Here is a 24639-nt window from a genome sequence, read left to right as displayed (position 1 = left end):
TCAGGAGCTACCCGCTTTGAGTGTGAGGCAAGCGCGGCGAGGGACATCCCCCAGGCCATCGGCACAAAACACCCGGATGTTTAGCCGAAGCCGCTCATCCCGCAAAACCCCTGCAACGTCCAGAAGCCCGCCGTCGCAACGCCGCGCGTCCACTCAAGGCAGCCGGCGAAGCAGGATGTCCTTGAACTGAACGTGCATCGGCGGTCCCTTGTGGATCTGCAGCGCAAGGATGCCGGCCGAGGAGGCCTTCGCAGGGTCCTCGTCGATCACATCGGCCGTGACAACTCCGTTCAGAATGTGGCGCAGGTGATTTCCGTTCGCCACAATGATCAGTTCATTCCATCCGTCGCGATTGAATGCGGCCGCAACCGCCGCTGCCGGTGCACTGGCCCCAACGACTTCGATCTTCGGCTTGTTCCCCTCTCCCGGCAGCAGTCTCACGCGCTGCCCAGGTGTCGCGAGGATGCCGCGCCCCCGCTCCTCGTAGAGCATGCCCACATAGCGGCCCGCCGCATCCATGTCTCCCTGATAGCCGCCCACAACCCAGTCCTTCGCATCGAGGACCTTGCTGCGATACTGGATGCCCGAATTGGCGGTGCGCTGCTCATTGTTGTCGATGAAGCGAAACATCGCACGCAGTTCGAAATTCTTCACCTCCCCGCCTTTCCAGATGAGAAACGTATTCTTCTCCAGGGGAGCCTCGGCGCGCGTGCGTCCATCGATGACTCCGTCCTGCACCGTCCAGAGACCGGAGTTCCCCTCCCATCCCTGAAGATCCCTGCCATTGAAGAGCGGTTCAAAGGAAGGGGAGGTCTTCGCACAGGCGGAGAGTGTGAGCGCGGTGCCGGTGAGAACAAGGGTCAGGAGTCGCATGGGAAACTTCAGTTCAGGGTTCGATCAGTCTTGATGGGAACGATGTTTGTGTTCTGTCGCTGCACCCACGGGCACCGGCGCCACTGCGGGAGGGAGCGGGCCGTTGAGCTGCCGGGTTACAATCAACTGTCCCCACATCAGCATCCAGTGTCCGGGGAAAGTACAGACATATTCATAGACGCCCTCCTCCAGGGGTGCGGTCACGGTGATCGTTTCCGACTCCCCGGCATCCAGCAGACGGGTGGCTGCAATGATGTCAGATGACGCTGGAACATAGGCCCGGCCCTGCGCATCGCGCTGATCTGGATTCATCAGCACCGCGGCATTGGAGACCCGCTCACGCGCCCCGGGTTTGACGATGACGAGGTTGTGCAGCATCGAGTCGCCGTTCTCCAGCGTGAGTTTGAACGGCTTGCCCGCCTCGACGACCAGCCGAAGGGTGTCATAACGCATCTCCTCATGCACCGTGCGCACGGTGAACACGGGAACACTCAGGCGGAGCAGGCGCTCGCGCAGGGGAGCCGCCCGATCCGGCGGAACTCCGGTCGAGAACCTCCCGCGTGGTCTGAGCGATATCCAGAAATTCCGACGTCGTCCTCAGCGGCGGTGTAGCCTTCGCACCAGGACACCAGTGCATCACCGAGCCCCTGCGTCGCTGTTGATTTCCAGGTGCTGCGCGGAAGATTGCGCAGCCCATTGACGGCTGCGGGAACATTCTGCTTCAACGAAACCAATGTCGCCAGCGCGTCAAAAACAGCGCCGCCCTCCCTTCGGCAGCTTACCGCCGAACGAATCGCCGCCGCCTGCAGCACCGATGGCTCCCTCGAGACTTCTGCCAATGGAGCCAGCAGCGGCAGCAGGCGGGTGATCGCCCCGGACCGCAGATCCACATCGGCAAGCGACGGAATGCCGGTGACAAGCGCAAGCAGCGAAGCGGGTGCGCGCGAAGCCTCCGCCCATGCCCCGTCGAATGAACCGTCCGCCGCCACCAGCGCCGCCCAGCCGAAGGGTCGCACATCGCTGGTGTCGTTTTCCGCCATCGCCACCAAACGATCGCGCACCGCCTTGAGTTCCGCCGGCGGTCGGTTCGCCAGCAGGCGCCCGATGGCGCGGCGATCAATCTCGCCCGTCTGCCTGAGGTATCCAAGCAGCAGCTCCGCACCCGGAGCACGCCTGGATTCAATGAGCTCACCGAGCGCCTCCGCGCGCGCGGCCTCGCCGACTCCGGAACGTTTGACCAGTTGCTCCCGCACCGCGTCATTGCGTTTCAACTTGAGAAGATCGGGCACGGGAACCGTGCGCAGCAGAAACTCGATCTTCACCGGATTCTCCTTTTCGAGAGAGGCGACGTCCTCGAGCCGCGCCATCCAATGCGGACGCAGCTGCTTGAGCGTTTCTCCCATGACATAGTCGAGATAGTAGTCGAAAGGCCGGCTGATCGCCGCGAGCGCGGCATCCACCGCCTCCGGCGACGAAATGAAGCTCGCCGCCCGGATCGCATGGAGTCGCACGCGCGGGTTTTCATCCGCCGCCTGGATCTTCAGAAGCTGCACCGCATCCGGAATGCGGTCGCGCCAGTAGCAGAGCACGCGCGTCGCCGCGGCGCGCACGTTCGGCTCCGGATACCTCAGGAGATTCCGCAGCAGGGGGGCGTCCACCACATTGTGCCATTGATGAAGCCAGAGCACCTCGGTCAACTGGTGCGCATAATCGGAATCTTTCGGATCGAGGTTTCGCATCCACTTGTCTGCCGCGGCCATCACTTCGGCGGCATCGCGCCTGCCAAGTTCGATCTTCGCAAGTTCACGCACATGGTTCTCCGGCGCCTTCAGAAGCTCCAGTAGCGCCCCGATCGGCTGGCCGTAGATCTTCGGCTGCCTGACCAACGGACGTCCTTCGTGCAGGATCCGGTAGATGCGTCCGTGAATCGGATCGCGATTCGGATCGCGCAGGTGATGCTGCATGTGCCCGATGATCGGATTGTGCCAGTCGAGGATGTAGAGGGCTCCGTCGGGTCCGACACTGATGCCGACCGGACGAAAATTCGGATCCGAGGATGAGAGCAGGTCAGGCAGACGCTCGCCGTGAAGGCCGGAACCATCCTCCACCACCTTGACGCGATAGAATCCCTGGAAGCCGATCACATTTCCATTGATGAAATTCCCCCAGAATTCCTCAGGAAACTGGCGGGTTGTGATGATCGCACTCGCTGCGGAAGGACGCGCCGGACGCTCCCAAAACTGCTTCATTTTGGGGTGCTTGGCCGGGTAGTCGATCTTCCCGCTGAACGCCGCGCCGAAGAACGTCTCGTTGCCGGTGGCGTCGACGATCAGGTCATTGCCCCAGCGATCGAAGGTCCTGCCGTGGGGATTCATGAAATTGTAGGAGGCGTAGGTCTCGATCTTCTGCGTGAGCGGCTCATAACGATAGACCGCGCCGTCAATGTTGCGGAGCACGCCATTGCGGGTCTCGATCTGGCTCCGCAGAAAAACGCCGTCGCTCAGGTAGATCGCCCCGCCCGGCTCATAGGCCAGCGAATTGGCCGTGTGATGGGAATCCGCTGAATCGAGCCCCATCACAAAGCGTTCCTTCCAGTCGGCCCGGCCATCGCCATCCGTGTCGCGCACGTACCAGAGGTCCGGCGCCTGCATCAGGAGCACCCCGTCCTTGAAGAATTGAAACCCGGTCGGACAGTTCAGGTTGTCCATGAAGTGCGTGCACTTGTCAGCTCTGCCATCGCCGTCCGTGTCCTCGAAGATGAGCAGGCTGTCGCCTTTTTCAGACGTGGGCGTGCGCTCGGGATAGTTCGGCCAGACGGAAACCCAGAGGCGTCCGCGGGTGTCCCAGGCCATCTGCACGGGCTTGGCCAGTTCCGGAAACTCCTTCTCGCTGGCGAAGAGATTCACCTTCAGCCCCGGCGACACCGTCATGCGCTGGATCGCCTCCTCTCCGCTCAGGAACACGTGCGATCCATCGGGATTCTTCCCCGGGAAATTGGTCGCGACAGGGACCACGGGAGGGAGATTGGAGTCGTCGACGGGTTCATTGCCTCCCTTGGCGACGGACCAGACGCGTTTGTCGCGGTTGGCGGTGAGCACATCGCGCTGCGCCATCTCCTCCTGCATCACCTGGAAATTGCTGATCTTCGGGCCGTCCTTGCCGGAGACGTAGCTCAATGTCGATCGCCCGCCGTAGATGTTGTAGCCGTCGACCGTGCGATAACGGCTGTGCCACATTTCGTTCTTCTGGTTGATCGCCTCCTTCAGGCGGGAAAAGTCACCCCGTGGCGCAGCCTCACCGGTGAGCGCCTTGAAAATCACCGGTGCAAGCGCGGCGTCACCGTCGGCGTTGAGATGCACGCCGTTGAAAGTGAGCTGCCGGCCTGCCTTCGCCGCCTCGGCGTAGAGCGCCTTCGAGGGTGTGAAGAGATCGACAAACGTCACCCCGGCGCGATCCCGCGCGACCTCCGCCATCGCGGCCGCGTAGAGCGCGAGATTGCGGTTCGTCGATTCGGGAACCGCCAGATTCGGATCCGGCAGCGATTCAGCGGCAATGGGTGAAAAGAGCACGATGCGCGGAGCACCTGCGCCGCTGTAGTTCTTCGTGTGAGTCTCCTGGAGGAACCGCGCCAGATCCTCCTTGAATTGCTGCAGGCCGCCCTCGCCGTGAAAGGACTCATTGAAACCGAAGAACGCAAACACCACGTTCGCCCCCACCCGCGTCAGCCATTCGTCAGGCGTGCCGAAGTCCTTGGAACGCGCCCTTGTCGCCACCTCGTCGCCCGAGAACCCGAGGTTCCGCACCACGAGGTTGTACTGCGGATACTTCGCCTGGATCAGTGTTTCAAGCGAGCCCTGGTGCTGCATCCGGTCAGCAAGCGCGTTGCCGATGAATGCGATTCTTTCGCCCGGCGAGAGGCTCAGGGGCAGCCCGACCCTCGCGGGAATCGCGGGCGCCGCCGTCGCGCCGGTGGCGGGCGGGCGCGGCGCACCGGCGCGCAGCGTCCTTCCGAGCTCATGGTCATCCGGAGTCAGGCCGACGCGGTATCCATTGAACCCATACATCGCGGGCGCGTACGGATCGACAGGCCGCACGTCGGCCTTCGCGGGAATCGTCCGCCCGAGCCCCCAATAGACCCCGTTGACAACCAGGCGGCGAAGGCTCTCGTTCTCGAAATCGGTGGCCGCACCCATCGTGGTGGTCAGGATGCGGTTTTCATTTCCAGCCTCGTTCCTGTACACGCGCGTCCAGGCCACGGGCATCGCGGGCGAATTGGCCGGCTGCTCCTGCTTGTCGGAGAAGCGTTTCTTGATCGTGCCGGCGGGCGGGTCGCTGGGGTTCATGCCTTCCAGCACGAGGCCGCGGAGGAGGATCTGGGCATCCGGGGGCGGATACGCCTCATAGACATCCGTCGTGCAGAAGATTTCCCCGACGCCGCGCAGAATCGGCAGCGCCTTCGCCGATGGCTCAACCGTCGTTCGCGTCGCCTGCACCTTGTGTTTTCCCCAGTGCGACACCCACTGCTCGCCCAGGACCCGTTTTCCGAAGTCAGTGAACGAGGCATAGGGCCCGTTCGGGATCTTGAAGGCGTGGGTGGACGTGCGCAGCGCGACGATCGGCACACCCCGGCGGTAGGCGTCGACAAAGTGCTTCATCTGCTCCTCCGGCCAGTCGCGGAAGCGGAGCGACATGATGATGACGTCCGCCGTGTCCAGCGCCTCGGCTCCCGGCAGGGACCGCGTGTTGTTCGGGTTGATGGTTCCGTCCGGATCGAGCGCAAAAAGCACCGTTGTCCTGAACCCATGGCGCTGACTCAGGATCTTTGCCAGCATCGGAAGCGCCTCCTCGCTGCGATACTCCTCGTCGCCTGAGAGAAGAACGACATGCTTGGCCGACTGAGGGTTCTTGGCCGGCGCAAAGACCAGCGACTTTTCAGCGGCGCTGAGCACAAGCACGCTGCACGAGCATGCAAACAGGGCGCGAATCCAGTGAATCATGGGTTTTGTGGATCGAGATTACGCAGGGACAAACGGGAACACGACGGTTTGGCCGTGCGAGAGGAAGCAATGAAATTGGCGCCGCACCGGCGCAATGCAATACGCGGCGAACGAGAACCTCTCCGACATAGAATATTCATCGAAGATCAAATTGGCACGCCCACGCCCCATGCATGTCCAATTTCCGCGGGCGCGCGTTTGGCCATGTGAGCGATTGTGCGCACTATGCCGCTATTCCATGGACATTGTTGTCGGTCTGCCGGGAAGCACCTTCAGTTCGCTCACAGCCGGACGAAGGTATGCCGATTTAGGACGAGAACTGGGTATGAGCACGTCGGAAGTCCATGCGGCCGTCCGGCGTTTGGGGGATGCCAGCCTGATCGGCTCCGGGACCAAGGAAGTTCGTCGTGAACCCCAGCGCAATTTTTTGCTGCACGGAGTGCCCTATGCTTTCCCTGCCCGCCCAAAGGAGGTCACCCAGGGGCTGCCAACTGCTTGGGCGGCTCCGGCGCTCTACGCGCTCCTCGCGCTGGTTGACGCCGTGCGCATCGGCTGGGCCCGCGAACCCGCGCTCGCACCGGCCACACCGCCGCCAATCTCGCGCTGCTACGCGGCCTCGTCCCGATCTGGTGGCGTCGGGTTCACCCCAATCTTTGCGGCCCCGCCTTCATCCTGCGCAATCAACGTCGTCTCACTTCTGCCCTTCGTCTCTTACCTCAACCACTTACCTCCGTGCAGTGAGGAGCCCTGCACCCCTGCGTCAGCCTGTATTACCCCCGTCGGGTATGCGTGCTTCGTCAAGTGATCGCATTGCAAATTGAGGTTTTAACGAGTTGCGGGTTAGGACGTAATACTTCAAAGGAACTAGGCCGGGAAGTACCCCGGGATCCGACGCCCCCGCATGCAAAACGTCTTTGAATTCCGAGATCAACTTATCGCCGAATACGCCTCCTTTTCCCGCAGTTTCACGCGAATCGGTGCCGAGGACATTGCTGCCGCCGTTGAGCAGGAATATGCCAAGGGACGTTTCTGGCCGGAGCCACTGATTCAGATCAATCCCAACTACCAGCAGGCAAAGAACATCGATGAATTGGTGGCAGAGGGTTCCCTGCACCCTGATTGTGCGACAATATTTCGGTTGGAACCCGACAACCCGCTGCGACTCTTCCAGCACCAGCTGGAAGCGCTGTCCAAAGCCAAGAGCCACCAGAGCTATGTGGTAACCACGGGGACCGGCTCCGGTAAGTCTCTCGCGTTTTTCGTGCCTATCTTCGACCGCATCCTGCGCGATAAGGCCTCCGATCCGACCCCACGCACCCGGGCGGTCATCATCTACCCGATGAACGCACTCGCCAACAGCCAGTTGGAGGAGGTGCGGAAGTTTCTGGACAACACCGGGGTGGCCCCGGGCTCAGTAACGGTCGAGCGTTACACCGGGCAGGAGGAGCAATCCATCCGCAAACACATCGCAGAAAACCCTCCCGACATTTTACTCACCAACTTCATGATGCTTGAGCTCATCCTCACGCGTTATGAGTCAGTGGATCGCCAGGTGGTGGAGCATTGCGCGGGCCTGAGCTACCTCGTCTTGGATGAACTCCACACCTATCGGGGTCGGCAAGGGGCTGATGTCGCCTTGCTGGTGCGGCGACTACGGGAACGGCTCAATGCTGGAAACCTTGTCTGCATCGGCACCTCCGCGACCATGTCGAGCACCGGCACGAACGCAGACCGGAAGAAAGTCGTGGCAGAGGTGGCCACGAAGCTCTTCGGGCAAGCTGTCCCACCAGAAAACGTGATTGGGGAAACACTGGAACGGGTCACCAACCCCCACCTCAGCCTTCAAGCGATCCGCCCCGCATTGGCTTCGAGCATCAAGCCCACGGAGTATGGTTGGCCCAACCGCGAGGCCTTCGCCAATGATCCGTTGGCGGTGTGGGTTGAACTCACCCTCGGACTGACCTTGCCCGGGAACGGCCGCCCGGAGCGCGCCAAACCGCTATCTCTCAGTCAAGCCGCCGACTTGCTTGCCCATGACGCCGGGACCGATGCAAAGACCGCCAAGGAGGCGCTCGCCCGCTTTCTGGTGGCAGCACAAGAGGTCAAGTCCGCTTCCGGGGCGGCTCTGTTTGCTTTCAAACTCCACCAATTCATCAGCGGAGCCGGCAAAGTTCTCTGCACCCTTGAACCTCAGGGTCAGAGGGTCGTGGCCCTCGACTCGCAGCGGTTCGCCCCGAATCGGCACGAACAGAAGGTTTTTCTTTTCGCGACCCACTTCTGCCGCGATTGCGGTCAGGAATACCACCCGGTATGGCATGATGCAGGCAATTCGCCCCATTTCTCACCGCGTGAAATCGACGACACGGGCATTGATGACGGCACTGAAGTTCGCCCGGGCTTTCTGGTGCCCCGCTACAAGCATCAGGAGTTCCAGGGTGAAGTCGCCCAACTTCCTGATTCTTGGCTCGACACCACCAAAGATAAACCGGCTCTCAAACATACCTACAGAAAATCTGCGCCCATCGCAGTTCGTGTCGATCCGCAGGGCGTAAAGGGCAGCGGCACGGAGTATTGGTTCGTCCCCGGCAAGTTTCGGTTCTGCCTGAACTGCGGCGTGGTGCACGAAGCATATGGTCGTGATATCAATCGACTGCCCAGTCTGTCCGGTGAAGGCCGCTCCTCGGCGACCACGATTCTGACCCTCACCATCCTGCGCCAGCTCTACGCGACGCATGCCGGCAAACCGGCCTTGCCCGATTATCGAAAGTTGCTCGGCTTCTCCGACAATCGGCAGGATGCCGCGCTTCAAGCCGGCCATTTCAACGACTTCATCTTTCTTTTGCTCCTTCGCTCCGGCCTGCTGGGCGGCCTGAAGCAGAATGGCGGTTCCCTTACCGACGAAAATCTCGCGGATGCAGTTTTCTCCGCCCTGGGGTTTGGCGGAAAAGATCCGGGCGTGCTCGCCGAGTATCTACGCGATCCGGGCCTGCTCGGTCTGGCCTTAAAAGAAGCCCAGAAGGCGCTCCGCTTTGTTATCGGCTATCGCCTGATTCGTGATCTTCGGAAGGGCTGGCGGTATAACAACCCCAACCTCTCACAGCTTAACTTGCTCAAGCTCGGCTATGAAGGACTCGACGAATTTTGTGCGCACGAGGCCTCCTTCAAGGAACACCCCCTGCTCGCCCGGCTCACACCCTTCGAGCGGGCCGAGGTTGCTTGCGTCATTTTCGACGAATTGACCAAGAACCTTTGCATCGAGTCCCGTTACCTCGACGGTCAGGAGCACGAGAACATCAGGAACAAAATCTACAACTATCTCACCGAGCGCTGGTCGTTCGGCAATGATGAGCGGCTGGCCACCACCTGTTATTTTCTGCTCGATAAACGTCCCGACACCAAGGGGCGCAAACGCTTCGACCTGATCGGTGGCGGTCCGGGTTCACGTCTCGTGCGGCAATTGAAATTCGCACCCTTTTGGAAGTCGTCAGCGTGTGCGGAACAAGCCGCCCAACTGAAGAACCCAGAATGGGTCGATCTCTGCCGGGCTTTTCTGAGGGCTGCCGAGACGCACGGCTACGTCCAAAGTCAGAGCCTCGACAATCAAAAGCTGGTGGGTTGGACGCTCAAGTCCTCCGCCCTCCGCTGGACCCTCACCTTGGATCCTCCAAATGAAGGCACTCCAGCCAATCAGTTCTTCCGTCAGCTCTACCTGACCATCACTGAAGTGCTCACCCACCCCGAGCACCCCTTGTTCGACTTTGTGGCCAACGAGCACACGGCCCAAGTGGATGCAGAGAAACGCAAGGCGCTCGAACAGCGGTTCCGCCGCAACGCACGCGACCTCAAGGATTGGCAGGACAGCGCTGAAAACAAAGGTCCGCTGCCACCCTTGCCGGTGCTTTTCTGTTCACCGACGATGGAACTCGGGGTGGATATCTCTTCGCTGAGCACCGTTTATCTGCGCAATATCCCGCCCACGCCGGCGAACTATGCCCAGCGCAGCGGACGCGCGGGCCGGGCCGGGCAGGCGGCTCTGGTTGTCACCTATTGCGCCGCGATGAGTCCGCACGACCAGTGGTTCTTTGCCCATTCCACCGACATGGTGCATGGCATTGTCCGGGCGCCCACGCTGGAACTCGCCAACCGCAATCTCGTTGAGAGCCATCTTCATGCCGTTTGGCTTGCGCAGGTTGAATACGAATTGGAGACGAGCATCGCTCCCTTGCTGGATCTTGAACAGCCGGCGAAACCGATTCGTCCGGTTTTGCAGTCCCAGCTCGTTGATCCCGCTGCCGGCACCCGGGCGCTGGAGCAGGCCAAGCGAGTCCTGAACCAGATTGAGAGCGAGCTGACACCTGAACGGGCCCCCTGGTATGGACCCCACTTTGCCGAGCAGGTGATTGCCGCGAGCGCCAAGGAATTTGCCACCGCCTTTGACCGTTGGCGCACGCTTTATGATGGGGTCCAAAACCAGATGGCCGCGGCCGACAAAATTATCCGCAGCCCCTCCACCAGCGCCAAGGATCGTGAGAATGCCAACCGGCGCTACATGGATGCCAAGAACCAGTTCACCCTGCTGCTGAAGACCGGCAACAGCCTGAACAACGATTTCTATACTTTCCGTTACCTCGCCAGTCAGGGTTTTCTTCCCGGGTATAATTTCCCCCGGCTTCCGCTCATGGCGTGGGTGCCCGCCACGGGCCGCAAGCGCAATGGCAAGGATGATCAGGGCAGCATGGTCAGTCGTCCGCGTTTTCTTGCGCTGTCAGAGTTTGGGCCGCGCAGCCTCATCTACCACGACGGGCGCATGTTTCGGGTGGATCGGGCCAAGCTCAACATCAGCGGCTCCGACTCCATCTCATCGGACTCGCAGCTTCCGACCATCAGTGCGCGTGTTTGCACCGCGTGCGGCTACGGCCATCTGGGGGATGAAGCCAGGCCCGAGCCGCTGGCCGATGTCTGCGAGCATTGCCATACCCCGCTCGGCGACGAGGGGCGTATCAACACCCTCTATCGCATCGAGAACGTGGAAACCGTCGCCCAGGAGCGCATTTCCGTGAATGAAGAAGAGCGGCAGCGCCAGGGCTACGAATTACAGACCACCTACCGCTTCATGCCCGGCCCGGGCGGCTTTGTGGAGCGACACGATTCTGAGGTGATCGCGCCCGATGCCACCGGGGTGATTGCCCGGCTCGCCTACTCTCCAGCCGCCCGCATTTGGCGGATCAACAAGGGTTGGCGGCGGCGCAAAGACAAAAAGCAGCTCGGCTTCATCATCAACCCAATCAACGGGCGCTGGAGCAAACAGGATAACCCTGACGAAGCCACCGACCCGGACGAAACGCCCGAGGAGAAGGACAACAAAGAGCCCACGCAGCGCATCGTGCCTTTTGTCGAGGATCACCGCAATATCCTCATTCTTACGCCGGCAAAAATGCTAACCGACTCCGCCATGGCGACGCTTCAAGCCGCCCTCAAGCGCGGCATTACTCAGACTTTTCAGATCGAGGAATCCGAATTGGTCGTGGAGCCCTTGCCCGATGCCAAGCACCGCAAATCCATCCTCTTCTACGAGGCGGCCGAAGGCGGGGCTGGCGTGCTCAGCCGTTTGGCCCAGAGCACCGAGCAAGTGGCGGTGGTGGCCCGACAGGCGCTCGAAATCCTCCATTTCGATCTGAGCCAGGTTTCGGGTTCGCTCACTGCGGGCAGCCTCGCCGCGGTCGAGCGCCGCCGGCCCACCGGCGAACGTATTTGCGAGGCCGGCTGCTATCAGTGCCTGCTCTCCTATTACAATCAGCCGGACCACGAGCACATCAATCGCAGTGATCCGGCCGTCTTGGAACTGCTGGTCCAGATGGCCCAGGCCACGGTGCGGCCAACCAGGACCTCTGCGGCCGATACACCCGGTGCCACGACTGCTGATTCATTGGACGGTTGGCTGGCCACCCTAAACCAGCTCGGCCATCGTCAGCCTGAGGCTGTGCGTTTTGCTCTGTCCAATGGACTCGGCTCCGTGGATGCGCTCTATCGGTCGGCACGCACCTTGGTTTTTCTCACCTCACCATCGCCTGACCTTCAGGCTTACGCCGCAGACCAGGCCTACGCGATCGTGGTCTTTCCTTCGGATCCTGCGGCTTGGCCTGAAACATTCTCCAAATATCCGATCCTGTTCGGTCCGCCGTCTCCCTCCACATGAGTTCCGCTGCCGTTTCTACCTTTAACCCTGGCGCCTTGGTGCGGGCTCGCGATCGCGAGTGGGTGGTTCAACCCGGCTCTTCCGAATCTTTGCTTCGGCTCCGGCCCCTCGGTGGGTCCGAAGAGGATATCACCACGCTGGTGCCCGAGTTGGAGCCCACCCTCCCGACTGCCGCCACTTTTCCCGAGCCTGACCCGAAGCATCAAGGCAACCACACTGCCGCGCTCCTGTTGCGTGACGCCCTCCAGCTCAAGTTGCGCGCCGGAGCCGGGCCCTTTCGGTCATTCGCCAATATTGCCGTCGAACCCCGGGCCTACCAACTCGTGCCATTGCTCATGGCCTTGCGCCAGCCCACTGTGCGGCTCCTCATCGCGGACGATGTCGGCATCGGCAAGACCATCGAAGCCGGCCTGATTGTGCGGGAACTGCACGACCGAAGCGAAATCGCCCGTTTCGCCGTGCTCTGCCCGCCACACCTGGTTGACCAGTGGTGCAGTGAACTCGCGCGTCACTTCCATCTGCACGCCGTCGCCCTGACCTCCGCCAGTGTATCCCGGCTGGAAAGGAATCTCCCGCCAGGTGTCTCCCTGTTCGAACACCATCCGGTCGTGGTGGTCAGTCTCGATTACATCAAGAGCGACCGCCACCGCGCCCATTTTCTTTCGATTGCCCCGGAATGCATCATCGTGGACGAGGCGCACAGTTGCTCCACCGGCGGTCAGGTGCGCCAATTGCGCTTTGAGCTGCTGCAGCAGCTTGCCGGCGACGTCGAACGTCATCTGATCCTGCTCACGGCCACGCCGCACTCCGGCGACGACGGCGCATTCCACAATCTTCTGTCGCTGCTTCGCCCGGAATTTTCCCGTCTGGCCGATGCTGATGGTGCCACCCGACAGAAACTGCGCGAGGATCTGGCCCTTCATTTTGTGCAGCGGCGGCGCAAGGACGTCGAGGAATGGCATGATGTCAGCGTCTTTCCCCGCCGACTCACGGCCGAAGTCACCTATCGGCTGTCGGGTGCTTGGGGCGAGTTTTTTGATGCGGTGCAGGACTATTGCGTGGGCCTCGCCGAGCAAACAGAGGCTGCCGGTGGAGCCGGTCGTCACATGATCTGGTATGCCACGCTGGCCCTCTTGCGTTGTGTCGGCTCCTCCCCTGCGGCGGCCGAGCGCGCCCTCACCACCCGTCTCACCGGCACCTTGGAGGAAATGGCGGCTCTGGCCGACGAAGCCCGTCTTCAGGATGGGGATGAAACCGATCTCTCCTCCAACGACCTGGAGCCGGCCGGAGCCATCGCCGAGACCGCACAGCTCACATCTCTCATTGCCAAGGCGCGTTCCTTGGCCGGCCAGAAGGGAGACCCCAAGCTCAAGGCCCTCTGTGAACACCTCGGGGAGTTGCTGGCCGTGGGTGCCCGCCCGGTCGTGTTTTGCCGCTACCTTGCTACCGCGCACTATGTGGCGGCGCACCTGCGCGACCACTTCAAGACCGCAACCGTGGATGCCGTCACCGGTGAACTGACCCCCGAAGAACGCGAGTTGCGCGTCGTCGCCTTGGCCGAAGCCGAGCAACCCATCCTCGTGGCGACCGACTGCCTCTCCGAAGGCGTAAACCTCCAGCACGGCTACACGGCCGTGGTGCACTACGACCTTGCCTGGAATCCCACCCGCCACGAACAGCGCGAGGGCCGGGTGGATCGTTTTGGCCAAAAAGCCACGGAGGTTCGCTGCACCATGCTTTACGGCCAGGACAACCCCGTGGACGGCTTCATCCTCAACGTCATCCTCCGCAAGGCCGAGGCCATTCGCCAGGACCTTGGCGTGCTTGTGCCCCTCCCGCAGGACGCCGAGCGCATAAACCAAGCGATGATCAAGGCCGCTCTGCTCAAGCGTAGCCGCGCCAACCGTCATGAGCTTCAGCTTGATTTCGGCTTTGAGAACTTGCTCGGCGAGGATCTCAAGCCTCTCACGACCGCATGGGAGGATGCGCGCGAGAAGGCCAAGGCCAACCGCACAGTGTTCGCCCAGCGCCGCATCAAGCCCGAGGAGGTCCTGCCCGAATGGCGGCGTCAGCTCGACTTGATCGGCGACGAGAACGCCATTGCCCGTTTCGTCCAGACGGCCTGCGCCCGGCTCGATGCCCCGCTCGAACCTGCGCGTCAGGCCTGGCGCTTCCTGCCCAGGCATCTGCCGGCCGCTTTGCGGGAGCGTCTCGCCCAGGAGGAAATCAACCGCGATTTGCTGGTTGATTTTCACTATCCGCCCGACCCGCGCGCCCTGTTCATCCATCGCACCCACCCGCTGGTATCCGTTTTGGCCGATTATTTGCTGGAAGAGGCCCTCCAAAGCGATTCCCCCTTGGCCGCGCGCTGTGCGGCGACCGTCACGGCGGATGTGAAGATTGTCACCACCCTGTTCCTGCTTCGCCTCCGTCACCAATTATCCAGCCAGAAACGTGGGAAAACGCGCACGCTCATGGCGGAGGAAACCGTGGCCATTGGGCTCGAAGGACGTGCCCTGCCCCGTTGGATCGATGATGCCGGCGCGATCCGTCTGCTGGAGGTCAAGCCCAGCGGCAATCTCAGCGCCGAGGCGGCCCAGCGTGAAATCAACCACGCACTCGATCTGCTTCGGGCCAGCACCAACCGGCTCGAAAACCTCGCCAATATCCGGGCCGACGCGCTGTTGCAGGATCATCGCCGCGTGCGCGCAGCCGCCGACGACCAAGGCCGCTACGCCGTCACCCCTTCACTGCCGGTGGACGTCATTGGGGTCTATGTGCTGCTGCCCGACAGTCTCTGAAGCTCAGTTCGCTCATGGTTCACGAAACCTGCTATCTTAACTTCACCCGGACTGCCATCACTGCACGCTGGAGGAGAGACGGTGAAAATTGGGTGAAAACCAACGGCTTCATCAATCCCCTGAGCGCAAAAGGTTCGGGTAAGGTTTACATTTTCGCCGATGCCAAGTGGCCTTTCTATGTGGACAAAGCGTCCCAGAGCATCGGCTCGCGGGTGGGCCAGGCATTCCGTTGCACACCTCACAATCGCGCCAAAGGCTTCGCCGGTTATCGTTGCAAACAACGCATGACCGAGTCCTTCCTGCACGTCTTCATGGGGCCTCCTGAAAATCCATGGTCCAGCGAAGACGCCGAGTGCATCGAGGCGGAAGTTGTTTTCCGCATCCGACAGGCCGGTGCCTGGCCCGTATACCGAACCGAAATCCATTTCTCGAAACCTGCGCCACGGCACGAGAAATCTGCGGATGCAATCATGGCTTACTTCACGCGATTAAAAGCGCATCGTGGACTGTCTCGCCCATAGCAAGCAACCCGTGGCCCGCCGCTCCTCCGATTCCTTCATCTTCGATACCCTCCGCCTGGAGGGCGGGCTCTTTGTGCCGGCAGTGCTCGAAAAAGCCGCCCGCGGTGAGCACACCGCCCAGAAGGCGGCCGACTACCGCCTGCCCAAGGGGCTCTCACTCGTCGATGAACAGGGCCGCGCGTTCCGCATCGCGTCCGCCCTGCACAAGAACTTCCAGCAAGCGCGCGCCCGTCAGGATGTGGATGCCAGCCGCGCCACGCTCGGTTTTGTCACCGCGCTGCTGCGCGATGCGCTGGGCTACGCCGATCTCACCATCAGCGCGACTCCGGTGGAACTCGCCGATCGCGCTTATCCCGTCACGGCCGTCGCCTGCGGTGGGCAGGTGCCAGTCATTGTTGCCCCTCACACGCTCGATCTCGACACGACCGACGAACGCTTCGCCATTCACGGCTCCGGTCGGCGCAAAGTTTCGGCCTATCAGCTGGCGCAGCAATTTCTCAACGCCTCCACCACCTGCACCTGGGCCGTCATCACGAACGGCCGTCAGCTCCGCCTGGTGCGTGATGCCGATACGCTCACGCGGCCGGCCTTCCTCGAAGCCGACCTCGACCTCATCCTTACGGATAAACGCTATTCCGACTTCGCCGCCGTCTGGCGGCTTTTCCATGCGAGCCGGGCCGGCACCGCCGACGTCGCGGAAGACGACAGCGTCTGGCAGGCCTGGAAGCGCGAGGGCGAGGCCCAGGGCGAGCGCGTGCGCGACGGCCTGCGCACCGGCGTCACTGAGGCGCTCCTCGCCCTCGGCACCGGCTTTCTCGCCCATACCGCCAATGAGCCTCTGCGGCAGCGCCTTCAATCGGGCGAATTGAGCAAGGACGCCTATTTCCAACAGCTCCTTCGCCTCGTTTACCGCTGTCTCTTTCTCTTCACCGTCGAGGAGCGCGGCCTGCTCCACGTGCGCGACGACCGTCCCGAGGCCCGGCAGGCCCGCGACACCTATGCGCAGGGCTACGCTTTCCGCCGGCTGCGCGACCGCGCCCTCCGTCGGGCCGGCTTCGACCGTCACCACGATCTTTGGACTTCCGTTCAAGTCGTCTTCCGCAGCCTCACCCAGGGCGAGCCCCGCCTTGCGCTGCCCGCCCTTGGCGGTCTGTTTTCGCCCAAACAGTGCCCCGATCTCGACGCTGCCAAACTGGAAAACCGCGCCCTGCTCGCCGCCATGCGCGAACTGCGCTGGTCAAAACTCGGCGGCTCCCTCGCCGCCATCGACTACCGCAACATGGGTCCCGAGGAACTCGGTTCTGTTTACGAAAGCCTGCTCGAACTCGTGCCCACCGTCGATTTGCCCGCCCGTCGATTCGGCTTTGTCGGGCTCACCGAGGCCGGCTCGACCGACGGCAACGCCCGCAAGACCTCCGGCAGCTACTACACGCCCGACAGCCTCGTGCAGGAGTTGCTCGACAGCGCCCTCGATCCCGTCATCGCGCAAAAGCTGGCCGCCGCGCCTTCCGATCCCGCCGGCGCCTTGCTTTCCATTTCAGTCATCGACCCGGCCTGCGGCTCCGGGCACTTCCTCCTCGCGGCCGCCCGTCGCCTGGCGGAGAAACTCGCGGAAGTTCGCGCCATCGACGGCGCGGTCACGCCCGCCGACTACCGCCATGCCCTGCGCGAAGTCATCGCCCGCTGCATCCATGGCGTGGATCGCAACCCCATGGCGCTGGAGCTGGCCCGCACCGCCCTCTGGCTCGAAGGTTACGAGCCCGGTCAGCCGCTCTCGTTCCTCGATTCCCACCTGGTGTGCGGTGACGCCCTGCTCGGCCTCACCGACTTTGCCCAACTCCGGCGTGGCGTTCCCGCCGATGCGTTCAAGGCGCTCACGGGCGACAACAAGGCCGTCATCAAAACGCTTGCCGCCGAAAACCGTGCGGCCCTCAAAACCTACGAGCAGCGCCAGAAGGACACCGATCTGTTCTCCGAGGCCGGCACCGCCGACCTGCTGGCCGAATTGGATCAACTGGAGGCCCGGCCGGAAACCACGCCGACCGAGGTCGAGGCCAAGGCGAGCGCTTACGAGGCGTTTCTCGCCATCGCCCGGGAAAGCCCGCTCGCCCAAGCCGCCGATCTGCTCATTGCCGCTTTTCTCACCCCCAAGGCCACCGAGGACGATGCAGCCCGCTGCCCAACCACCCGCACGTTGGCCGATCTGCTTTTCCCCCGTCAGGGCTCCGCTGTCCCTTCAGCGGTTCTCGACGCCTCCCGCGCGCTTTGTCGCGAAGGCCGGGTTCTCCACTGGCCGCTCGCCTTCATCCGCGTATTCGCGCGGGGCCGCTTCGATTGCGTGCTCGGCAATCCGCCGTGGGAGCGCATCAAGCTCCAGGAAGAGGAGTTCTTTGCCAGCCGCGAACCCCTCATCGCCGAAGCCAAGAACAAGGCCGAGCGCGGTCAGCGCATCCAGTGGCTCGCCGAGGGCAGCCTGGTTAATCATCTCCACCAGACTCCCATTCCCCACGGAGGCGCACCCGCGGAGCTGAGCCTTTATCGCGAATTCGTCTTCGCCCGGCGTTTGGCCGAGGCCATCAGCCTCTTCGCTCACGTGGATGGCAAGGACGGCGGTCGCTACCCGCTCACGGGTGTAGGCGACGTCAACACCTATGCCCTGTTTGCCGAGACCATCACTCAGCTCACTCACCAGTCAGGCCGCGCAGGCTTCATCGTGCCCACCGGCATCGCCACCGACGATTCCACCAAGGCTTTCTTCGCCCACCTCGCCGAAAACGGGAAGCTTGCCAGCCTCTATGATTTTGAAAACCGCGAGAAGGTCTTTCCCGCTGTCGATAGTCGAATGAAGTTTTGCCTCCTCACCCTGGGTACTGCCGAGGCCGCGCATTTTGCATTTTACCTGACTCAGACCGAGCAGCTCGCTGACGAGCACCGCCGCTTCACGCTCACCCGCGACGATTTTCGACTCATCAACCCCAACACCCGCACCTGCCCGGTCTTCCGCTCCCAAGCGGACGCCGAGTTGACCAAGAAAATCTACCGCCGCGTGCCGGTGCTCATCGAGGAAGCCAGGGGCGACGCACCGGAGCAGAATCCGTGGGGGATTTCGTTCTCGGCAATGTTCCATATGGCCAACGACTCGGGTCTCTTCCTCGACCAACCGGAATCGGGAGCGCTGCCGCTTTACGAGGCGAAGATGGTGCATCAGTTCGACCATCGTTGGGCCACCTACCGCTGGGATGCAGGCAAGGGCGAACCCGTCACGGACGATGTGAGCGAAACGCAGAAGGCCAACCCGGACTTTACCATCCAGCCGCGCTACTGGGTGGCGGAGCACCACGTGCTCGCCCGCATCGCCCGCGCCCCCCGCTGTGTCACCCAAGCCTACGATGCGCAGGATGAGGATGCCCTCCTCGCCGCCTTGGCCACATGGATCGAGGCCGCCCACGAAGACGACGCCCTCGCCGGCTTCTTCACCGCGTCACCCCGTCAGCGTGTTATCGCCGCCGGTGGACCGCGCTTCGAGGCCCTGCCCGCGCGTCAAGAAGACTGGCTCAAGGACAAAGCCCTCGCCGAAGCCCGCGGCTGGCCCGCACTCACCGACGATGAACTCGCCGTCCTGCGCACCGAACAGCCCCTCACCGTCGCCGCCCGCACCATCCTTGACGGCCGCAGCCCCCGCTGGCTCATGGGCTGGCGCGACATCTGTCGAGCAACCGACGAACGCACCGTCATCGCCAGCGTCGTGCCGAGGGCGGCGGTTGGACATAAAATGCCTCTCCTCCATTTCCCCGCGGGAACAAGCGCTAAACTCGCCGCAGTATTACTTGGGAATCTCGATGCACTTTGCCTAGACTACGTCGCTAGACAAAAAGTAGGCGGAACCTCGCTTACCTATCATTATTTTAAACAATTCCCCATCCTCACTCCCGACGCCTACACCGAAGCCGATCTGACCTTTATCGTCCCCCGGGTGCTGGAACTGACCTACACCTCTCATGATCTCGCCCCCTGGGCCGCCGATCTCGGTCACCACGGTCCGCCCTTTGCCTACGATCCCGTCCGCCGCGCTCAAGTCCGCGCCGAACTCGACGCCTACTACGCCCGGCTCTACGGCCTCACCCGTGACGAACTGCGCTACATCCTCGACCCCGCCGACACCCACGGCCCCGACTACCCCACCGAAACCTTCCGCGGCCTCAAAGCCAACGACCTCAAAGCCCACGGCGAATACCGCACCCAACGCCTCGTCCTCGAAGCCTGGGACGCACTGGCATAACACAGCCCAGCCGCAATCACGTCGCTAAATTCCAACACGATGCCTATTCCTGCTTTCGACACCAACAACGTATTGCCGCCCCATCTCGGCAATGCCATCTCGCGGGCGGATTTGTCTCCCTACGAATGCACATCCATCGATTTGGTAGCCCGCTATGCAACTTCAGCCGCACGTGCCTCCATCCTGCGCGGTTTCCTGGATTTTCGGCACAAACTCCAACTGCGCGGCCTGACAATAGGTTACCAGTGGCTCGACGGTAGTTTTCTCGAAGACATCGAAAAACTGGAAAACCGGAACCCTCAAGATCTCGATGTGCTCACCGTCTTCTGGGGTTACGACTCCGCTTTCCTTAACCAATTGGCAGGCGCCTTCCCGGCCTTCATTGACCCTGCCGAAAGCAAACGCACCTACCACTTGGATCACTTTCCACTCTGGGCGGACGAGTCTCCGTGGGGAGCGGTGGAAAATACCCGTTACTGGATCCAGCTTTTCACCCATCGGCGCGATGGAGTCTGGAAAGGCATGCTAAAGATTCCTCTCGGCTCCCCGGCAGATGATGACCAAGCTCGTCAGGACTTGAATGCGAATTTCTCATGAGCCGCACTACCCGAGAGTTCATCAGCCGTCAGGTCATTGAGGCCGACCACCTTGCCAAACTCCACGGCGAGGGTTCCTTTATGGCGCGCGCCTGGCAACTGCGTAAAGCCAGCCTGGAAGATGAACTTAAAGCGGCGCCGGCGGGACTTCCTTCACCTCGCACCGTCCTGTTTTTTGCAGGAGGTGATTCAGTGCTTGGGAGCCAAGGTATCGATGCCTCACTCGTCGCCGATATTATCAAACCCTTTCAGGAAATGGTGAAGTCAGAGTTTTCCACCCTACGGCATGGAACGGTGGGGCGCCGTGGACCGCGGAAAAATGAAGATGAGGCTCGATTGTTCCTCACAGCCCTTCCCCGCGGATCCTTCGGGCTTGAGCTATCCCAGCCAAACGTGGAGGACTGGGTGCAGGCCCAACAACTCTCCACGACGCTGGCCAGGCTTACCCAAATCGTGGAATCCGCCGGTAAGTCTGATGAGGACTTTGCCAATGCGCTGGACCATGTTTCACCGAGAGTTCTGCCCCGCCTTCGCGATTTCTTGGAAGTTGCGAGTAAGTCGGGGGCATCACTACGCATTGAAAGTGGCGACTTACGTTGCGAGTTAAGTGCCGAACGCCTGTTACAAGCCAAAACCCGGGCAACCACCACTCATACTGAGACCAAACAAGTAAATTGTTCCGGGATATTCCGTGGAGCCACCCTTGATACATGGCGCTTCGATTTCAAAACAGACGACGATATTTCCATCAGTGGCGAGCTGGGTGAGCAACTAACAGAAGAGCAGGTAGCTGAAATGAATTTGCTGACAAACAGTCCGTGCGAGGCAACTCTCAACCGGACCGCCATTACCCCTCCTTCGGGTCCTGCGCGGACGAAATTTGAATTGGTCGATCTGAGAGATAAGTCTAGAGCATAGTTTACTTTAGCGGGAGCAAGATCCGGTTCTTTGAATTTCCCGCTCCGGCGGGTAACGCCTCGGGGCGAAACAGACCCGAGGGAGTGAACAGCGAAGTCACGCATTCCGTGCATTTCGCCGGGCTGCTTAGCTTCGATGGAGCATCGGATATTTAGTCTGATGTTCATAGTTCTAAGGATGGAATACACCATCATAACAACCGCAGCGCCGGGGAAACCCGGTCATGGTCGGCTTGACCGACCTTCGAGGTGGGGAGTGGGACGACGGACTGCTGCTACCAAGATCCCATTTCACCCTAAACCGGTGAAACCCTCCCCAGTTGAGAATTTCCCCAACATCAGCGTGCCGGCCTACACCCATAAACCGAGAACATACCTCCACTTCGATCCGCCTCCCTCGGCGAGAGTCGCCGAGGCACTGGCTACTGACCCCACACGTGTTGCACGGCATGCGTTCTACCCGTTCCTTGGTTTCACCATAGCAACGCCAAAGATGCAGAAAGAGAAAGGAGCGACACCGAAGTTTGTCCGCAAGGACAAGGTTCTCCACGGAATCGTGTGGGTAGCGCCTGAGGGAAGAAGGGGCGCGAGGTCGAGCTTGCCGCAGAAAAAGAGGATGCGGGCGCGGTAGTTTTCGAAGCGGCGGAAGCCGCGGGCATCGGCCTTGATGGCTTGGATCTTGGAGTTGAAGCCCTCGGTGAGGGCATTGGTGATCGGGTGCTGGAAGTACGTCAGAAGATTCACCAGATGGCTTTTGAGGGTGCGGGCCACGGCCATCACCTTCGGCAAACGGCTGCGCATGACGGTGCGGTACCACTGGGAGAAGAAGCGTTCGCCGCTGGCCGCGTCCGACTGGCTCCAGAACTCCACCATCTGCTCCTTGTACAACCAGGCCCGGGAGGTCTTCAGGTTCATTTCCAGCAGCTCGGCGAAGCTGGCCTGATGCTTCTCCGGCACGGTGCCATGCAGCCAAAGATACCGAGTCTGCTTGAGAGTCTCGTCGCCGTTCTCGGCCAGCTTGGCCGCCTCCTGCCGGCGGGTCTGGTCGACCGCCTCGTTGAGGTGCTTGGAGACATGGAAACGGTCATGGACGATCGCAGCCTGCGGAGCGGCGATCCGGGTGGCAGCCGCAAAGTTCGCCCCCATGTCCATGGCGGCGGCCTCCACTTTCAACCGCTGCGCTTCCGGCAGGCACTTCCACAGGGCAATCGCCTGCTCGGTGTCCCGTCCAAGCACCACGTCCAGCACCCGCGACTGGCCGAGGTCGGTCATCAGCGAAACGTAACTTTGGCCTCGCAGAAAACTCTTCTCATCGAGGCCGACTCGACGGAGTCCCTCCGTGCTCCGTCGAGCCAGGCCCCGCTCCACGGCCCGCTCGATCAGCCGTTGGACGCTGTCCCAATGCAGTCGCAGCAAATCTGCGGCCTGCGTCAGCGACCGACAGGCCGCGATCACTGCCACCGCAAAGGCTTCAAAGTGGAACGTGAAGCGCGAGCCCGGCTCTGCCCACGGCACCGTCACCGTCTTCACCCCGTGCTCCGGGCAGGCGCACCGCGGTACCCCGCACCGCAGTTCCAGAAGGTATTGCATCACACTCAGGTGCCGCCACGTCCTCTCCGGCAACCGGTCGTACACCGGGCACGGCTTCCCGCACTCGGGGCATGCCACCGGTGTCCGCTCCGGCCACGCCACGCAGATCGTGACCCGCTCCCGTTCCAGATCCTTTTCCACGTTCGTCACCCTCCAAGGCTTCTCGAGTTTCAGCAGCTGGCGGTAATGCTCGTTGACGGTTTCTTCCATCCTCACACATTAACCGCCCAGACCCTTTCCCACAACCAAACGTGAAGAACCAAGGACAAGAAACGCCCGATCAAATTGGCGGCACATCTGGATGCCGCCATCTACGGTCACTATGGACAGCTACTTGCGGAGAAGTTCGAAACAGAGCTGGCAAGCCGTGGTATTGGCGACTGCATCATTGCGTTTCGGCGTGCCGGTGGGAATGGCCGCAATAACATCTCATTTGCCAACGAGGCGTTCGAGTTTATCCGCGCCCATCGCCCTTGCGTGGCCATTGGCTTGGATATCGAGAAATTTTTCGACCGTCTCGACCACAATCTCATCAAGCTGCGCTGGCAGACTACCCTCGGAACGAACCGCTTGCCCGAGGATCATTTCAACGTTTTTAAGAGCCTTGCAGCGTTTCGATGGGTGGATCGAACGTTGGCCCTCCGTGCGGTCGGCATTAGTCCCCATAATCCCAAGCCGCGGGGTTCGCATCGCAATCGTGTTTGCGATCCGCAAGCTTTCCGCGAAAAGATTCGAGGCGGTGGCTTGGTTTGGACGAACCCAGAACAAGCCAATCGCCGGGGGATACCGCAAGGCGCGCCGATCAGTGCCTTGCTGTCGAACATTTACATGCTGGAATTTGACGCAGTAATGCACAATGCGGTGTCAGCGGCTGGTGGCTTCTACCGCCGATATTGCGACGACATCATGGTCGTCGTTCCACCTGCGGATGCCGCGAGCATCGAAACTTTAGCCATGGCCGAAATCGCCAAACATAAGCTCTCAATCAATCCCCAAAAGACCACCCGTGCAACATTCCCAGCGCAGCCTGAGCTACCTGCTGAGAAAGGCAAGAAACCGACCGGCCTCAAAACCCGCCAACTCTTCCTTCGCTACTCTTACCTCATTCGCCGACGCTTTCATCAAAAGCCCCACGGTCACGACCGGCAAAACGAAAACTTCATCACATATGCTTACCGTGCCGCGAGAGCTATGAATGCCCGCGAAATTAAGCGCCAGGTTCGTCATCACGTCACCAAACTCAAGGCTGAGATAAAAAAGTGACCTTCGCTGTCGAATAGCACGTTGTGAGTGAGTCCTCAACCAATGGCCTGCCACTTCTAATTCTGCACGACCCGGAAGGCGCCGGGAACACGAGCCTCGATCCCCTCAGTCTCACCCCCATCGGCGAGCAGCTCGCCGTGGACATGATTCCCGGTGTCCGTGAGCGTCAGACCCATCCGCGCTATCTGACGGCGATCGCTGCCTCACATGCAGTCTGTCAGGACTTGGCCCCCGATACACTGGCGAGCGATGGAGTCAGCGAACCATGGCAGGTCTTTGAGTGGTATATGGTCGAGGGGCTCGTGCGTAGCGCCGGCACCGAATCGGAGGCGCAGGTGCCAAGCTTGAGCTTCACCGCACCCGTTGATGGCAGGATCCCATTGTTCACAGTGCGCCAGGAAGTCACCTGCCGCAATCCGCAGGGTGAAAGCTACACCGAGCCGGCGATAACCGTTTACCAGACCGCCGGGACCAAGCTCACCCTGGCCGGAGCCAGGCAATACCTTACCCGCAGACTTCAGGCCATTGAGCACTTGGCCACTGAGGAAATTCTGGCCGACAACGGCATATTCCGCCTGTAATCAGCCTACTGCTCCGAGCACGTCC

Annotated in this window: 12 protein-coding genes and 1 pseudogene; 9 read left to right on the top strand and 4 right to left on the bottom strand. The window is 61.4% G+C overall.

Annotated features, from left to right (window positions below; all coding sequences use genetic code 11):
- Window positions 1-153: 153 nt before the first annotated feature.
- From HS122_13175 to HS122_13165, 3 genes are read right to left on the bottom strand one after another with little or no spacing between them, the layout of a single operon-like run.
- Window positions 154-873, bottom strand: a complete 720-nt coding sequence (locus tag HS122_13175; protein MBE7539350.1) for a DUF1080 domain-containing protein — start codon at window positions 871-873, stop codon at window positions 154-156.
- 24 nt (window positions 874-897) lie between these two features.
- Window positions 898-1356, bottom strand: a complete 459-nt coding sequence (locus HS122_13170; GenBank protein ID MBE7539349.1) for a hypothetical protein — start codon at window positions 1354-1356, stop codon at window positions 898-900.
- Between the two features lie 8 nt (window positions 1357-1364).
- Entirely contained in the window at window positions 1365-5870 is a 4506-nt protein-coding gene (locus tag HS122_13165; protein ID MBE7539348.1) for a ThuA domain-containing protein, read from the bottom strand.
- 238 nt (window positions 5871-6108) lie between these two features.
- Here HS122_13165 and HS122_13160 point away from each other — a divergent pair, with 238 nt between their 5' ends.
- From HS122_13160 to HS122_13130, 7 genes are all read left to right on the top strand, one after another.
- The gene (locus HS122_13160) at window positions 6109-6675 is read left to right on the top strand and encodes an AsnC family protein (GenBank protein MBE7539347.1); all 567 of its coding nucleotides are present in this window, start codon (window positions 6109-6111) and stop codon (window positions 6673-6675) included.
- 96 nt (window positions 6676-6771) lie between these two features.
- The gene (locus tag HS122_13155; protein MBE7539346.1) at window positions 6772-12066 is read left to right on the top strand and encodes a DEAD/DEAH box helicase; all 5295 of its coding nucleotides are present in this window, start codon (window positions 6772-6774) and stop codon (window positions 12064-12066) included.
- Complete coding sequence (locus HS122_13150; GenBank protein ID MBE7539345.1) at window positions 12063-14867, top strand: DEAD/DEAH box helicase; 2805 nt, start codon at window positions 12063-12065, stop codon at window positions 14865-14867. The genes HS122_13155 and HS122_13150 overlap by 4 nt, the downstream gene beginning before the upstream one ends.
- Window positions 14868-14881: 14 nt before the next feature.
- Window positions 14882-15388 carry a hypothetical protein gene (locus HS122_13145; protein MBE7539344.1) on the top strand — a complete coding sequence of 169 codons (507 nt, stop codon included), beginning with the start codon at window positions 14882-14884 and terminating at the stop codon, window positions 15386-15388.
- A 1219-nt stretch (window positions 15389-16607) separates the two neighbouring features.
- Window positions 16608-19667, top strand: a complete 3060-nt coding sequence (locus HS122_13140; protein ID MBE7539343.1) for an N-6 DNA methylase — start codon at window positions 16608-16610, stop codon at window positions 19665-19667.
- A 39-nt stretch (window positions 19668-19706) separates the two neighbouring features.
- Window positions 19707-20264, top strand: coding sequence for a hypothetical protein (locus HS122_13135; GenBank protein ID MBE7539342.1), 558 nt, complete (start codon window positions 19707-19709; stop codon window positions 20262-20264).
- Window positions 20261-21181, top strand: coding sequence for a hypothetical protein (locus tag HS122_13130; GenBank protein ID MBE7539341.1), 921 nt, complete (start codon window positions 20261-20263; stop codon window positions 21179-21181). Before HS122_13135 ends, HS122_13130 begins: the two co-directional genes overlap by 4 nt.
- Window positions 21182-21756: 575 nt before the next feature.
- Here the strand turns inward: HS122_13130 and HS122_13125 are convergent.
- A pseudogene (locus tag HS122_13125) lies at window positions 21757-22980 on the bottom strand (ISL3 family transposase).
- A gap of 75 nt (window positions 22981-23055) precedes the next feature.
- Between HS122_13125 and HS122_13120 the strand changes: the two are divergent.
- Both HS122_13120 and HS122_13115 read left to right on the top strand, forming a co-directional pair.
- Entirely contained in the window at window positions 23056-24033 is a 978-nt protein-coding gene (locus HS122_13120; protein ID MBE7539340.1) for a hypothetical protein, read from the top strand.
- A gap of 23 nt (window positions 24034-24056) precedes the next feature.
- Window positions 24057-24614, top strand: coding sequence for a hypothetical protein (locus HS122_13115; GenBank protein ID MBE7539339.1), 558 nt, complete (start codon window positions 24057-24059; stop codon window positions 24612-24614).
- Window positions 24615-24639: the final 25 nt, after the last annotated feature.

The organism is Opitutaceae bacterium, assembly GCA_015075305.1.
Taxonomy (GTDB): domain Bacteria; phylum Verrucomicrobiota; class Verrucomicrobiia; order Opitutales; family Opitutaceae; genus UBA6669.
Note: the sequence above shows the minus strand (reverse complement) of the source record. Positions and strands in the feature narration are given on the sequence as shown.

What these genes read in the sequence shown, in the direction of transcription:
- HS122_13175 (MBE7539350.1), bottom strand. Translation starts at nt 873, where the DNA reads ATGCGACTCCTGACCCTTGTTCTCACCGGCACCGCGCTCACACTCTCC.
- HS122_13165 (MBE7539348.1), bottom strand. Translation starts at nt 5,870, where the DNA reads ATGATTCACTGGATTCGCGCCCTGTTTGCATGCTCGTGCAGCGTGCTT.
- HS122_13160 (MBE7539347.1), top strand. Translation starts at nt 6,109, where the DNA reads ATGGACATTGTTGTCGGTCTGCCGGGAAGCACCTTCAGTTCGCTCACA.
- HS122_13155 (MBE7539346.1), top strand. Translation starts at nt 6,772, where the DNA reads ATGCAAAACGTCTTTGAATTCCGAGATCAACTTATCGCCGAATACGCC.
- HS122_13150 (MBE7539345.1), top strand. Translation starts at nt 12,063, where the DNA reads ATGAGTTCCGCTGCCGTTTCTACCTTTAACCCTGGCGCCTTGGTGCGG.
- HS122_13145 (MBE7539344.1), top strand. Translation starts at nt 14,882, where the DNA reads ATGGTTCACGAAACCTGCTATCTTAACTTCACCCGGACTGCCATCACT.
- HS122_13140 (MBE7539343.1), top strand. Translation starts at nt 16,608, where the DNA reads ATGCGCGAACTGCGCTGGTCAAAACTCGGCGGCTCCCTCGCCGCCATC.
- HS122_13135 (MBE7539342.1), top strand. Translation starts at nt 19,707, where the DNA reads ATGCCTATTCCTGCTTTCGACACCAACAACGTATTGCCGCCCCATCTC.
- HS122_13130 (MBE7539341.1), top strand. Translation starts at nt 20,261, where the DNA reads ATGAGCCGCACTACCCGAGAGTTCATCAGCCGTCAGGTCATTGAGGCC.